This window comes from Rhizobium sophorae (assembly GCF_013087515.1).
Lineage (GTDB): Bacteria > Pseudomonadota > Alphaproteobacteria > Rhizobiales > Rhizobiaceae > Rhizobium > Rhizobium sophorae.
Genome location: NZ_JABFCN010000062.1, coordinates 38386 through 52427, shown reverse-complemented (window position 1 = coordinate 52427; position 14042 = coordinate 38386). Strand labels below are relative to the sequence as shown.

Annotated in this window: 14 protein-coding genes; 9 read left to right on the top strand and 5 right to left on the bottom strand. The window is 56.9% G+C overall.

The annotated features are described in order from the left end of the window. Nucleotides 1–10: 10 nt before the first annotated feature. Nucleotides 11–769 (bottom strand): SDR family oxidoreductase, encoded by a 759-nt coding sequence (locus tag G9X64_RS31880; protein ID WP_171378176.1) that lies wholly within the window; start codon nucleotides 767–769, stop codon nucleotides 11–13. A 214-nt stretch (nucleotides 770–983) separates the two neighbouring features. Beyond that, on the bottom strand, nucleotides 984–3530 hold the full coding sequence (locus G9X64_RS31875; RefSeq protein WP_246271112.1) for an MFS transporter: 2547 nt from the start codon (nucleotides 3528–3530) through the stop codon (nucleotides 984–986). A gap of 211 nt (nucleotides 3531–3741) precedes the next feature. On the opposite strand from G9X64_RS31875, the gene G9X64_RS31870 reads away from it, so the two are divergent. Next, nucleotides 3742–4404, top strand: a complete 663-nt coding sequence (locus tag G9X64_RS31870) for a response regulator transcription factor (RefSeq protein ID WP_130816915.1) — start codon at nucleotides 3742–3744, stop codon at nucleotides 4402–4404. 6 nt (nucleotides 4405–4410) lie between these two features. On the opposite strand, the gene G9X64_RS31865 is transcribed toward G9X64_RS31870, so the two are convergent. The 3 genes from G9X64_RS31865 to G9X64_RS31855 form a co-directional block, all read right to left on the bottom strand. Continuing rightward, on the bottom strand, nucleotides 4411–5046 hold the full coding sequence (locus G9X64_RS31865) for a nucleotidyltransferase family protein (RefSeq protein ID WP_171378175.1): 636 nt from the start codon (nucleotides 5044–5046) through the stop codon (nucleotides 4411–4413). Between the two features lie 4 nt (nucleotides 5047–5050). Further along, entirely contained in the window at nucleotides 5051–5410 is a 360-nt protein-coding gene (locus G9X64_RS31860) for a response regulator (RefSeq protein ID WP_125849349.1), read from the bottom strand. 99 nt (nucleotides 5411–5509) lie between these two features. Beyond that, nucleotides 5510–5812, bottom strand: a complete 303-nt coding sequence (locus G9X64_RS31855; protein WP_171378174.1) for a hypothetical protein — start codon at nucleotides 5810–5812, stop codon at nucleotides 5510–5512. A gap of 355 nt (nucleotides 5813–6167) precedes the next feature. Here G9X64_RS31855 and G9X64_RS31850 point away from each other — a divergent pair, with 355 nt between their 5' ends. The 8 genes from G9X64_RS31850 to G9X64_RS31815 all read left to right on the top strand — a co-directional run bounded on the left by G9X64_RS31850 (nucleotide 6168) and on the right by G9X64_RS31815 (nucleotide 14021). Beyond that, nucleotides 6168–7562 carry an ATP-binding protein gene (locus G9X64_RS31850; RefSeq protein WP_171378173.1) on the top strand — a complete coding sequence of 465 codons (1395 nt, stop codon included), beginning with the start codon at nucleotides 6168–6170 and terminating at the stop codon, nucleotides 7560–7562. Nucleotides 7563–7676: 114 nt separating this feature from the next. Then, entirely contained in the window at nucleotides 7677–8264 is a 588-nt protein-coding gene (locus tag G9X64_RS31845; protein ID WP_171378172.1) for a TetR/AcrR family transcriptional regulator, read from the top strand. A 52-nt stretch (nucleotides 8265–8316) separates the two neighbouring features. Beyond that, on the top strand, nucleotides 8317–9816 hold the full coding sequence (locus G9X64_RS31840; protein WP_246271110.1) for an aldehyde dehydrogenase (NADP(+)): 1500 nt from the start codon (nucleotides 8317–8319) through the stop codon (nucleotides 9814–9816). A gap of 380 nt (nucleotides 9817–10196) precedes the next feature. Continuing rightward, nucleotides 10197–11027, top strand: a complete 831-nt coding sequence (locus tag G9X64_RS31835; RefSeq protein ID WP_171378170.1) for an alpha/beta fold hydrolase — start codon at nucleotides 10197–10199, stop codon at nucleotides 11025–11027. A 26-nt stretch (nucleotides 11028–11053) separates the two neighbouring features. Then, the gene (locus tag G9X64_RS31830; RefSeq protein WP_171378169.1) at nucleotides 11054–11773 is read left to right on the top strand and encodes a hypothetical protein; all 720 of its coding nucleotides are present in this window, start codon (nucleotides 11054–11056) and stop codon (nucleotides 11771–11773) included. A 187-nt stretch (nucleotides 11774–11960) separates the two neighbouring features. Then, entirely contained in the window at nucleotides 11961–12374 is a 414-nt protein-coding gene (locus G9X64_RS31825; RefSeq protein ID WP_125849365.1) for a GlcG/HbpS family heme-binding protein, read from the top strand. A gap of 488 nt (nucleotides 12375–12862) precedes the next feature. After that, complete coding sequence (locus tag G9X64_RS31820; protein WP_125849367.1) at nucleotides 12863–13342, top strand: sigma factor-like helix-turn-helix DNA-binding protein; 480 nt, start codon at nucleotides 12863–12865, stop codon at nucleotides 13340–13342. Nucleotides 13343–13718: 376 nt separating this feature from the next. Beyond that, nucleotides 13719–14021, top strand: a complete 303-nt coding sequence (locus G9X64_RS31815) for a UBP-type zinc finger domain-containing protein (RefSeq protein WP_171378168.1) — start codon at nucleotides 13719–13721, stop codon at nucleotides 14019–14021. Nucleotides 14022–14042: the final 21 nt, after the last annotated feature.

Below are 14042 nucleotides of genomic sequence, written 5' to 3'. Positions count from 1 at the left end.
ACGATCAGACTTAGCGCGGAATCGGATTGTCGATCAGGCTTTGGTTGAACTGCGTGAAGAAAACGTGTTCGCCGGAACCGGGGTTGTCGCGCAGCGGTTTGACCATGTCGACGATAATTTCGGGCGACTCGCTCGCAAGCTTCGCCATCGTCTCGTTGATGAAAGCTTCCAACGGCATCGCCCGAGGATCACCGCTCTTCTTGATCAGATCGGTGTCAACCCACGGCGGAGCGATCTCCTGCACCGAGACAGAGGTCTCGCGAAGTGCGAAACGCAGCGACAGCGAATAGGAGTGCAATGCTGCCTTCGTGGAGGAGTAAACGGCATTGTAGGCGATCGGCACGTATGCGAGGACCGACGTGTTGTTGATGATCACGGCGTCTGCCTTGGTCTTGAGATGCTCGACGAGTGCAGACGTCATCCGGATGGGACCGAGAAGGTTGGTGTTTACGATGCTTTGGAGAACTGTCTCCTCGATCGGATGCGCGGCGTCATCAAACGGCATGATGCCAGCATTGTTGACCAGGACGTTGAGGTCTGGGTAGTCCGCAACAATGCGCTTTGTCACCGAGTTAATGCTTTCGACATCGGTTATGTCCAGCTCGTAAGCCGCCATCCCAGGATTGGCGTTGATGACGTCATCGAGATACGATTTTCGGCGCCCTGAAATGATCACCTGGTTCCCGAGTTTGTGGAAAGCTTCAGCGAGCCCCCGACCGATGCCGGAGCCGCCACCAGTGATGAAGATCGTGTTTCCCTTAAGGTTCATTGCTATTCTCCCTGGAAATTAAGCGATGCTGCCCGGCCCTATTCAGGATCGGCGCAGCGATGGGATCGACCAGTCTGGCGGAGAAAAGGCGCTTAGGTCTGCTGGCCCGTGCGCCGTCGCTGCAATCCGTGTTGGCTCGACAACATCAAGATCGAGCAACGGGCGCGAAATTGCGAGTTAAGGCTTGCTAAGAGATATTAGGGTCCTTAACGCCCTACTGAGCATGAACGTGCACAATTTCGGAAGCCGCGGCAGGGTCGCCTGAGGTTGCGATTGGAAGGACGATTTCGAATATCGCGCCACCTTCGCCGTGGTTCCTAGCTGACAACGATCCGCCATGAGCCTCTACGATCGTCTTGCAAATCGCGAGGCCCATCCCCATTCCATCGCCCTTCGTTGTGAAGAATGGAGTGAACAACTTTGTAATATTAGCTTCATCTACGCCAGTGCCACGATCCCTTACCGATAACTTTAAAAACTCTGAGTCATCGCCATGGATTTGCAGGGTGATCTCGCGCGATGCGTCAGGCACATCCTTCATTGCGTGAAGGCCGTTCGTGATCAGATTTGCGACGACCTGCTGTAGCTCGACCTTATCGGCGACCACGCTGCCGCTCCTCGCAAAATCAATCCGAACCGTCGTCGCGCCGCTGGTCGTTTCCCTCTCGAGTAAGCCCACGACATCCAAGACGAGTTCGCCCAGATCAAGGATCTCAGGCCGCTTACCACCACCCTTCAGCCTCTCGCGGGTTCTCTGGATAATCTGGCTAGCCCTGACGCTGTGTTCAACAGCTCTTTCCGCGGCCTTGGTCGCCGCCGCAAGATCGGGCGGGCTCGTTTGAAGCCACCGAACGCACGCTTGGGCAAACATGACAACCGCACCGATCGGCTGATTGACTTCATGAGCAATCGATGCCGAAATTGCGCCGACAGTTGCAACACGGCTGGCGCGTGCGAGTTCGGCTTGGGCAACGATCAGTGCTTCCTTCGCCTGTTCGCGTTGGGTCACGTCGATCATCGCGCAGGCGACACGGTCATATGCCGCGGCATCATCTGGGAAAGCGATGTAGAAAACCACGATAACTTCACGTCCGTCGTGGCGCAAAAGCTTGGTTTCGATCTCGAGATTATGAACCTGGTTCGACATCGCCGTAACGATTGAAACAGCGAGATCATTGCTAGGCGGTAGGAAACGGTCAATTGATCCCAGAACGTCGTGACGGGACGCGCAGCCGAGTAGCGGGACCGTTGCTTCGTTAACGTCAACAAAGCGTATCAGCTGTGAGCATTCATTCCCGAAGCCAGGATCCGACACAAGAAGTGCGGAGATATCAACCCTATCATTACGCAGTTTTTCGATGCGTTGATATAGTTCGGCGAGTTCAACCTCGCCCAGCGAGACGTGCGACTGTTCAAAGATCGAACGATAGCGCTTTTCACTCTGCGCGAGCGCACCAAGGGTACGGCGTCTTGCGCTGGCATCGAACGCGACCCAGCTCATTCCGCCGGTAATGGCGAGATAGAACCCAACGGCCACGAGACCGCTGTAATCAGCGAGCGCCTGGGCCGCCACTGGCGAGAAAGCACCGCCGATAATGCCACCAATGTTAAAAGCGATCGACGTTCCAGTGTACCGAACCCGTGCCGGAAAGAGGCCTGGAAGCCAAGCTCCCAACGGCCCGTTCACGAAGCCCATCGAAAACAGCGAGAACGCAAGGAACAGGAAAATGACGAAAAGCGATCCGCTGCCCAGCATTGGAGACAAGGCAATACCCGAGACAATCGTTCCGAAGCAGCCGTAGATGAGAACGCGCTCAGGCTCCATGCGATCTGACAGCCAACAAGCGAGGATGATGGCGACGGCCATGAAGCCGATTGCGCCCAGCTCGACCATCAGGAAGGTTGGTCGAGAGTAGCCGAGCGTGGATGTCCCGTAGCCAAGCGCGAAGGCTGTTACGGTGTAATACAGCGAAAAGCATGCGACGACGCCGAAAACGCCAGCAACGACGGCGCCCATGTGGTCCCGAAGGACCTCGACCAATGGCACGTTTGCTGGCTGCGCCTCAGCCATTGCCTCCTGGAATTCCGGCGTCTCTACTAGATTGAACCGGACCCAAAGCCCCATTCCGACCAGAGGAGCACTTGCAAGGAAGGGTACTCGCCACCCCCAGTCGACGAACTGCTCCGGTGATAGAGCGAGCGTTAGGCACAGAAACAATCCATTGGCTAGAACGAAGCCGATCGGTGCACCGAGCGGCGCAAACATGGCGAATCGAGCTTTCCAACCAGGAGGCGCGTTCTCCAGCGCGAGCAAAACAGCGCCAGTCCACTCGCCGCCGAGTGCCAGGCCCTGTCCGAATCGAAGCATGCACAAAAGAAGAGGAGCCAGCCAACCAACCACTGCATAAGTCGGCAACAGGCCAATTGCCGCGGTGGAGATCCCCATCATGAGCAGCGATGCCATCAAGGTGGTCTTGCGTCCGACCCGATCGCCGAAATGTCCGAAAACTGCTCCGCCAAGTGGCCGGGCAATAAAGGCGATGCCGAAGCTCGCATAAGCGCCTATTAACTCCAAAGAACTGACGGAAGCTGGGAAAAACAGCGGACCGAAAATCAAGCTGGCAGCAGTGGCGTATATGTAGAAGTCGTAAAATTCGACAGAAGTCCCGATGAGGCTGGATAACAGGACCCGAACCGTCATTGGCCGGTCAATGCTCGGACGAAAACTCCTTGCGGGCGTCAAAATCGCGCTATCGATCATAAAACTGTAAGCCGTCCCTGGAGTTGTCGGCAAAATGCGCCATTCGTTCCCGTAGGCTCACGACTTTTCGTAGTCAATGTTGGACCCTCAAAACCAATACCAATGGATAGGGTTGGCTCGCTACTGTCAGCGACGCATTCATATTGACGGGTTCGATCCGCAAAAGCTATGTGTCGAGTTGGACACGAAATGCTTCTAAAGGGTTTAACCAATGACGACGCGCCCATTCAAATCTGCGGCGGTTAGCCCAGCCGATAGTTCGGCCGCGTTGGTGATTGTCGTCGATGATGACGATGGTATGCGAGAAGGTCTCCGAGAGATCCTGCAATCGGTAGGAATTGAGACCCTTGGCTTTGGATCAACTGCGGAACTACTGGGAGAAGCACTTCCTGATCGTCCAGGCTGCCTCGTCCTCGATGTCAGGTTGCCGGGCCTAAGTGGGCTCGATCTGCAAACCAAGCTCAATGCATTGGGCAATCAGCTGCCGATCATATTCATGACAGGGTATGGGGACGTTCCAATGAGCGTCAGGGCAATGAAAGCTGGTGCAGTCGACTTCCTGACCAAGCCCTTTCGCGACCAAGAAATGCTGGACGCTGTGGCGATTGCCATTGAGAAGGACCGGGTCCGACGCTTGGAGGTTTCGGCGAACTCTGAAGTTACCGCCTTGGCCGCTACGCTTACCCCTCGCGAAAAGCAGGTGATGGCAGCCGTTGCCACGGGCCTTCTAAACAAGCAGATCGCTCACGAGCTGGGACTTAGTGAGATCACGGTCAAGATTCACCGTGGAAACGTCATGCGGAAGATGAAAGCCACATCAATCGCCGATCTGATCCGTAAGGTGGACAGCCTGCAACCTGCCAGCGTCGGTTAGCGAGATCTATCGAGTCGGTTTTCCGCCTGCTTTGAGAATATCTTCTACGGTGTCCACGTCGAGGCTGGCCGCGGCGCCGATCTCAACTTCGATGATCGGGACGCCAGAGCTCTCAATGATCTGACGGGCGCCGATATCGCCTTTCAACTCCATCACCGAGACACGCAGCGACTGCGGGAGAATAGTTGGATTTCCGCGTTTGCCATGAAAAGTTGCGCGGACAATAGCCCTGCCGCCAGAATTCTCAAAAGCCTGGATCAGCATCGCAAGGTGGTCGGCTGTAAGGCCCGGCATGTCCGCTAACATGATGAGAACCCCATCAGCCGACATAACCTCGGAGGCCGAAAATCCGGCGATCAATGAGGTCGCCATACCGCTACGGTAATGTGGATTGTAGACAGTCTCAACTGGGATACCTGATAAGGCGGCAGAGATTTCATCGTGCCGATGACCCACTACCGCAGCAACCGAGCTGGCGCCGCTCTCCAGCGCCGCAATGGCTGAGCGGCGAACGAGGGGAACATCGTCAAACTCTGCCAAGAGCTTGTGCTTTCCGCCCTCGCCCATTCTGCTGGCAGTTCCGGCGGCGAGCAGGACAACCGCGACCGAAGGTAGTTTCGGAGACGTCAGCGCAATGCTCACACCTTCAGCCTTCGATACACTTCACAAGGTCATCTGCGAGGATGGGCTTTTGCAGTAGAGCTTGCGCTCCACCGGCAAGAGCCTTCCGAATGATGCTTTCGTCCTTCAAGGCCGTCATCATCACTATTCGCATGTCGGGGTGTTTTTTTCGAACAATGTCCAAAAGTTCGAAACCGCTCATGCCGGGCATGTTGATGTCTGACAAGAGCAACGTGAGACCCTCTTTTTGATCGAAGGTCAGGAATGACTCACCTGACGGGAATGGCAACGGCTCGTAACCCATCGCCTCCAGGAAGCCGCTTGTTGCCTCAAGGAGCACTTCGTCATCATCGACGATCGCTACGGATTTCTTAACGGCAGACACTGGGCTTTTCCTTTCACGGCTGCCGATGCAGCCTCGCGGCGACAGTAGGACTTTTCCGAGCCCTCCGAAATCATACGATGGTTTGTATTTCATGTACTGCTAATGAAGCGTATTCCCGCCAACGGATACGACCCACTCGCGCCGACGCTGATTTCTGACAGTTGTACCAATCACTTCGCAGCCGACATTGTTCCGAGAGCGGCTTCCGACCCGCATGATCTTGCTTCTCTGGAACGGAGATAGAATGCCCTGATAGACGATCTCGTCGGTGAGGTCTGGAAAATGGATCGGGCTGCGCTCGTATGCAGTCTCCGAGGGCGTATCAAAGACCAAGCCGCTTCCGTACGCTGCAGCTTTCATGATGCCAGAAGAGCGTGTGATGGTGCCGAGATAGACATTCATAATTAAATCCCTTGGGCTGATTTGTGAATGAGCAAGAGATGTCCTGTTCCCGTCCAGGTTTCGATTGAACGGTGGTTTCGGCACCCCAAACCATCGTATGGGGTGATGAAAGCCGATCCTGAGATCTGCGCCTTCATGTCCCCACCTTTGTTCAGAACAACGCTTTGTAATCGCCGCAGAAAAGTCCTGTTGCGGGGGCTCCAAAGCGACGCAGATACCTATACCGGCGTATAGGGTGACTGCACCTTGGTTGTGCTTGAACCATCCCTTCCAACGGGTAGCCTCTCACGTCATCACCGGTACCGTGATCGCCATTTGAAACGGTCGCATATCGACAATGACCTGGGAGAACACAATGAACAGCTCGTCTTTCGGCGAATTCGCATTCGACCTCCAAGCTCGACAGGTCACCCACCTGGGAGAGCGCGTGCACCTGGGGTCACGAGCGTTCGATATCTTCGCTTCGCTTGCGAGCCGCCCGGGCGAGATCGTAACGAAAGACGAGATCATCAAGTCGGTATGGGGCAGCACGCATGTCGACGAGGGAGCGCTGCGCGTTCACCTGGTCGCCCTTAGAAAAGCATTCGACGACAAGGGCGCCACCGGCATTATCCGAAACGTCGCGGGGAAGGGTTACGTTTTTGCCGCCTCTGTGACGCGCAAGCCTCCCTTGGACACACCGGTGCAACAGGCTGAGGAGGGCAATCTGCCCTGGCCACGCCGACCATTGGTCGGTCGCGATGCAGTTTTGGCCCGGTGGGCGCATGAGCGTCACCGTTTGGCGACCATCGTCGGCCCCGGAGGTTCTGGAAAGACTGCACTTGCCATCGCGATTGGGAACCTCCTGCGACTGGAAAAGAAGGTGTTCCATGTCGACCTAACTGAGGCTCGCGACGAAGGAGACTTACTCTCGGCTGTAGGAAAGGCGCTACTGCAGCACTCGCGCACTACATTGACGGTCGCGAGAATCGCTGATGCGGTAGGCGATGACGACATCATGATTATTCTGGATGGCTGCGAACACATCGTGGACGACGTCGCAACGTTCGCCGAAACGTTTGTCGCTAGCACGGGCTCTGCCATGGTTCTCGCGACCAGTCGCGAACCACTACGCAGCCTTGGCGAACGCGTCAGGTACCTAACTGGACTCGACCTCCCAGGAAATGACGATGCGGAATGCTTGGAAGCCTCCCCCGCCCTCTCTTACTTTCTAGAAGAAGCCTTGGCTGCGGGCGCTGAGATCAATACTGCTGACCCACTGACACTCAGACTTGCTGCCAATATTGCCCGTCGATTGGATGGCCTGCCGCTCGCGCTCGAACTCGCAGCGCACCGGGTAAGGGACCTTGGCATTTCTGGTCTCGACGCAGCACTACATGAGCCTCTGGCAGTTCTTCGCTTTGGCCGCCGGACTGCGCCCGAGAGACACAAGTCCCTACGTGCGAATTTGGATTGGAGCTACAGGTCTTTGACTTCAGAAGAACGGGACGCGTTTTGCACGCTTGCGAGCACTGAGAGGACCGGATCGCGCCATCGCCGCATCGATGAAGAGGCGATGGAAGGGTTGATTTCGAAGTCCCTGCTGAAATCTTCCTCTGGGAACCATGCCTGGTTCCTATCTGAGGCATCGGCACAATTCGCCGCCGAATTGGTCGCGAAGCAAGGTCGTGACAACTTCGGAATGCCGGGAATGCCTGGCCGTAGCCCGCATCCAACTCCTGAAATGGGTTCGGAACCAAGGCCTAGCTGATTCAATCGGCTCAGATTCATGAACCTGCACCCCTCAATTTTCAGCTACTATTAGCTCGCGGGGCTTGAAGGCTGACGCCTGCGTTCGTATCCCATTTTGAAAAGGGAGACGACAATGGCACCGTCTGTGAGGGAACGGATCTTGGCGGCTGGTCTGGAGCGCTTTCACGCGCTTGGATATGACGGTTGTGGCGTCCAAGAAATTTCTGACACCGCCGGAGTTCCAAAAGGAAGCTTCTATAACCATTTCAAATCGAAGGAAGAGCTGGCCATCGCGGTGTTGGAGCAATACGTGGCTTCCTCTCAACGGGAAATTCTCTTCGACGCCAACCTCCCACCCATAGATCGGATACGACGCCACTTCGAATTTTGCCTGGCGCGTCATCAGGAAGCCGGTTTTGACCGCGGTTGCTTGATTGCCAATCTAACCGCGGAGAGCTCGACGGCGGTTCCTCATTTACAAGCAGCTCTGCGGTCTGATCTAGACAGATGGACAGAGAGCTTGGCAGCCGCGGTGAAAGCAGCACAAGAAATCGGACAAGTTCGTTCCGACATCGAGGCTGGTGAACTCGCCCGATTTTTGGTGAGCAGCTGGGAAGGTTGCGAACTTCGCACGAAGCTAACCGGCGACCGTGGTCCGCTGGATGACTTCTTCAAAATGGCCTTTGCATTGCTCAGCAATGTAGGTCCGGATCAACTTTAGAAAGGCCTCGAAAATGTTAAACGGTAGCTTGCTCATCGGTGGAACCGCCCGGATGGGCAAAGGAAAGTCGTTCTTTGCAGTCGAGGCTGCGACCGGCAACAGCTTGCCCGTCGAATTCGCAGGTGCCACGCTCGATGAGGTGAACGAAGCTTCTGCACTGGCATGGGAAGCATTTCCAAGCTTCAGCGAAACTGGCCTCGACACGCGAGCCGCTTTCCTTGACCGTGTTGCTCTAGAAATTGAGGCAATCGGTGACGACTTGATCGTGCGGGCCATGGCCGAGACCGGCCTCCCAAGAGGTCGACTTGAAGGCGAGCGGGCCAGGACCGTCGGTCAACTTCGACTGTTCGCCAAGGAGGTAAGGGCTGGCCGCTTCCAAGAGCTACGATTTGATGCGGGCGATCCGACGCGTAAGCCCGTTCCCAAGCCTGACCTGAGACTTCGAAACGTCGCCTTGGGTCCAGTCGCTGTTTTCGGAGCGTCAAACTTCCCATTGGCGTTCTCTGTTGCAGGCGGCGACACGGCATCCGCGCTGGCGGCTGGCTGCCCGGTTATTGTCAAAGCCCACTCTGCGCACCCAGGAACCTCCGAGCTGGTCGGGCATGCCGTACAAAAGGCCGTGTCCGATAGTGGTCTGCATCCGGGGACCTTCGCGATGCTCTTCGACACCGGCTTTGAAGTCGGACAAGCGCTTGTCGCCGATCATCGGATCAAGGCGGTCGGCTTCACGGGGTCCAGACGCGGTGGTATGGCGTTAGTGAAGATCGCATCAGAGCGCAAGCAGCCGATTCCGGTCTACGCCGAAATGAGCAGCATCAACCCGGTCATCCTATTTCCCAATGCGTTGCAGCGAAGGGGGCCGGACATTGGGAAGGCGTTCGCAGGATCGCTCGTCTTGGGTGCTGGTCAGTTTTGCACGAACCCCGGTTTGTTGATTGCGATTGACAGTCCCGGCCTTGAGGCCTTCAAAGCTGCAGCGCGTGGGGCACTTGCGGAGACACCGGCACAAACAATGCTGACAGGCGGGATCTTCAAAGCTTACTGTGAAGCGGTACAGCGACTGGCGTCTCACTCTTCGGTGGCGGAGCTTGCTCGCGGACAGGATGGCAAGGAATTTCAGGCCGCTACGGCGCTGTTTGAGACCGACGCTTCATCGTTCCTCGCTCACCCCGAATTGCAGGAAGAGGTCTTCGGCGCGGCAGGCTTGATCGTCAAATGCTCGGATGAACGCCAGGTCTTAGAGGTCGTCGATAATCTGGAAGGTCAGCTGACGATTGCGTTGCAAGTTGACGAGGCCGACTATCCCGCGGCTCAAATGATCGTCCCGCGCCTCCAACAATTGGCAGGGAGATTGCTGATCAACGGCTTTGGCACCGGCGTCGAAGTCTCGCCCGCAATGGTCCACGGAGGCCCCTTCCCGGCAACATCCGATGGCCGCTCCACGTCGGTCGGAACACTAGCGATCTATCGCTTCCTGCGCCCGGTTTCCTATCAGGATTTCCCGGACGTCATGCTGCCGTCGGCTCTCCAGAACTCAGGCACAGGAAAGTAACATCCTCGCCTCGAAGGATGCCCATGACGAGCTTGACCGTAGCTTGTTGGGCATCCTTGTTGGAGTCGCGATCGCTGACGAGCTTGGAGCATCCTCGCTCGAAATGAAGCGCTGGCGCACGATCACTTGCAAGGCCCAAACCTCAATCGCCGTCATCCGGACAGCCTCTCCAAGAAAATTCGGCACCTCTTTCGAATAGATCCGAATGCGCCAAGCTGGGTGCCAACGCCTCCCCTTTGTTCCGCAATCAACGGCTGCTCCCAGCTATTTCGGCCTTAACATCACTTAATATGCCTTAACTCGCGTGGTTGGCACCCGGCAGGCAGTATCTCCTCGGAAACACACACGGCTCAGCCGCATCACCGAGGAAGGAATACAGCATGTCCGTCGCATTGGAGACAGCACCTACCGAGTACGTCGAGGCTGGGGGTATACGGTTCGCCTATCGCCGTCTTGGGCCGAAGACCGGCGTCCCGCTGGTCTTTATGCAGCATTTCACCGGAACAATGGACGCTTGGGATCCCATCGTTGCCAATTCACTTGCAGCGGATCGCCCGGTGGTGATCTTCAACAATGCTGGCGTCGGGACATCTGGCGGCAAGACGCCCGACAACGTCGATCAGATGGCGACTGACGCTGAGAACTTCATCAACGCACTTGGCCTCGATGAAGTCGATCTCCTTGGCTTCTCGCTCGGCGGTTTCTTGGCGCAGGTCATGGCCGCCCGTTCCGCCGTCAAGGTCCGCAAAATCATCTTGGCTGGCACCGCACCAAAGGGAGGAGAAGAGCACCTCATGGAGGTCGTCCAGGACGCGTTTTCCAAAAATGCTCCTGATGTGCGCCTCCCCCTCTTCTTCCCGCCGTCAGACGCAAGCCAGGCAGCTGCGAGAGCCTTCGTTGCCCGTGCTACCGTCCGCAAGAACGATCGTGACCCCGAGAGCGGCGAAGACGTCAGCAATCCTCAGGCCGCTTCAATTATCGGCTGGTGCGCTGAGCAAGACCCGGATCACGCCTCCCTGAAGGCAATCAAACAGCCTGCTCTGATCGTCCACGGAAGCGACGACACCATGTTCCCGTCGATCAACGCGTACGAGATGTTCAAGAACATGAGCACGGCCACCCTGATCATCTATCCGGACTCTGGCCACGGTGCGCTATTCCAGTACCCAGAGACCTTCGTCGCGCACGTCAAAACATTCCTGGACGCCTGATCGCGCCACACACAAGGAGAAATACTATGAACGCACTCGCACAGAAGATTATCGACGCCCACGGTGGTCTCGATCAGTGGAAAAAGTTCTCTCAGCTGTCCGCTCACCTCGTCCAAGGCGGCGCCCTTTGGACACTGAAGGGCCAGGCTGGAAAGCTTGATGAAACGAACGTCACCGTCGGTCTCGGCGATGAATGGGCATCGCACTCCCCTCTGGGTCCCGAGGCGAAAGTCACACGCTTCGAACCAGGCAAGGTCACCATCAAGGACAACGGCGGGAATATCGTCGGCGAACTCGAAAGCCCTCGCGCGTCGTTCGCTGGCCACACCTTGGAAACACCCTGGTCTGAGGAGCAGCTTGCCTACTTCGCCGGGATCGCCATGTGGACCTATCTCAATATGCCGTTCCTGCTCGCGGCGCCGGGGGTCGAAACCGAAGAACTCGGTGACTGGACGGAGAAAGGCGAGACCTGGAAGCACCTGAAGGTGACGTTCCCGAAAGAAATCGCGACCCACAGCACCGTCCAGACGCTCTACATCGATGAATCCGGTCTGCTGAAACGTCACGACTACGACGTCGAGATCGCTGGCAACACACCTGGTGCACATTACATCAGCGACTATACCGAAGTTCAGGGGATCAAGTTCCCGACCGTGCGCCGTATCTTTCCACGCCAGCCCGATGGACAATCCATGGCCGAGCCTTTGGTCGTTTCCATCGATCTCTCTGACATCAAACTAAGTTGATCGCCCGGCGGGCGAGGCACCGCCCTCGCCCGCCCTCAACGGTCGCACGCGGTGTTCGACCTGCAATCGGCCGCTCGTCACAAGCCGCACGAGTCATCACCGTACCCGATCTCACAATCGCACTAACTGCACCCAGCCGCTGCTGGGTGCGGTGTCGCCCCGATCCCTCAGCGCACTGGATAACAGCATGAGTGTCCTCGACCTCTCCCTCGCCAGAGCCATGATCGAAAAAGCCGAACATGCGGCCAACCAGATCGGCGTTAAGTCCACAATCGTCATTCTCGATGGTGGTGGAGACCTGGTCGCCATGGCGCGGATGGACATGGCGTGGCCAGGAGCATTCGACCTGGCGATCGGCAAAGCCCGGACTGCCAGGGCGTTTCACGCCCCGTCCGCTGCCTTCGTTCCAATGATCCAGCCAGGACAATCGCTATTCGCTGTCAGCTCGGTCAATGGCGGGGCTTTCGTCATCCTTGGTGGGGGCATTCCGATCCTTCTCGATGGCAACGTGGCCGGAGCCGTTGGCGTCAGCGGTGGCTCCATCGAACAGGACATTGCCGTTGCTGAAGCTGCGCTTCAAGCTCTTCCAAACCCAAACTAGCAGAAGAAATCCAATGACTAGCCTCGTAGACATTGCCGTCGAAGCACACGGTGGAATGGACCGGTTTCCTTGCCGCCAAGCTTCACCAAGGTGGCGTCTTGTGGGGTCTTAAAGGCAAAGCCGACGTCCTCGTTAGAAGGAACGCGTCTCGCACGCGGCTTTTTACTGCCAAAGAATCCGAAGGTTTTGCGGCCCCTCGTTTTGGTTGGGGGATCCAAAACGAGGGGCCGCGACGCGAATGCGGCTTGGAGAGCATTCGCAGCAAGGGGCTTGCCCTCACGACCAGCGGCTAGCGGGAGGGCGGTCCCGGGCGGCTGATGAGACGAATGTACCCAATTGCGCGACCAATTCTTTGACAATCCGATCCTGTCACTACGCTTCCTACCCACTCCCACTCCCACTCAAGCGCTACGCGAGCTGAAGCATCAACGACGCGGCGGCGAAATCATCCAAGATTTGACCCCGTCCGGCGCTTAGAGAAAGAACCTATGAAAAACTTTAGCGAAGCAGTTCTCCCACACCTTCCGTCGTTGAGGCGTTTTGCGCGAGGCCACTGTCCGGACGTGGATGCAGCGGATGTCCTCGTGCTCACCACTCTTAAGAAATTGCGAGCTCGGTGGCTGTGGATGGGACACTCAAATGTACGCCTCAATGCTCTTAGGTTGATGTGTGGCCTGGTGGACGGGAAAGCGTCGGCAACGCCGTCCGCTGACTATCCTGAAAACTATGGGCAAAAGGTCATCGGACCAGCGATCGCTTTGTCAAAACTCGCGCCGGTCCAACGAAGCTCGATCCTTTTGACTTCGGTAGAGCGGCTCTCTCATCGCGAGGCTGCGCAGGTCCTGGATATTTCGGAGGGCGAGCTTCTACGTTTGCTGCCGCAAGCGCGGGAGCAGCTCAGGCTCATCGTTGAAGCCCCAATCCGGCAAACGCTCATCAAAAGGCCTTACCTGCGGAGGGTGAAGTGACAATTCGGGTAATCACAGAAGCAGACCTTCAATGCTTCATCGACCACAGTCTTGCTCCAGAGAAAAAGATTGAAGTCGAGACCTATCTCCATGGCGATCTGAGCGCCGCCCAGCGTGTGGGCGCCTATGAACGTCAGGCCGAGGCTCTTCGTCGAACGCTTGACCCCGTCGGGGCTGAAGACGTACCCGCAAGCTTAAACAATGCACTCCATAACGCGGGATATCAGCTACCGCGTCAGACGGCGCTCGTCCTTGGGACGGTGGCAGGAATTTTTATCGGGGCCTTAGCCGGGTGGATCTCCCGCCCGTTGCTAGAAGCAGGCACTTCGATACAATCTCCCGGTCAATTACAACAACCAATCGGATGGGGGTCCCCATGAGTACGTGCAACCATGGATCTAGCGTATACGGAGTGAAACCTCGCACATTGGGCTGCGAGGAATGCCTGGAGATTGGTCAAGGCTGGGTACACCTCAGGCTCTGCCGGGAATGCGGCCATGTCGGATGTTGCGATGATTCCATCGGTCATCATGCCACCAAGCATTTTCAGGAGACCGGCCACCCGATAATCGAAGGCTACGACCCTCCCGAAGGTTGGGGCTGGTGCTTTGTCGACGAGACCATCGTCGAACTTCCCGATCGGACACCACATCCGGGGCCTATTCCCAAATTCTATTGAAGCCGGAGCGGCGGAGCATTC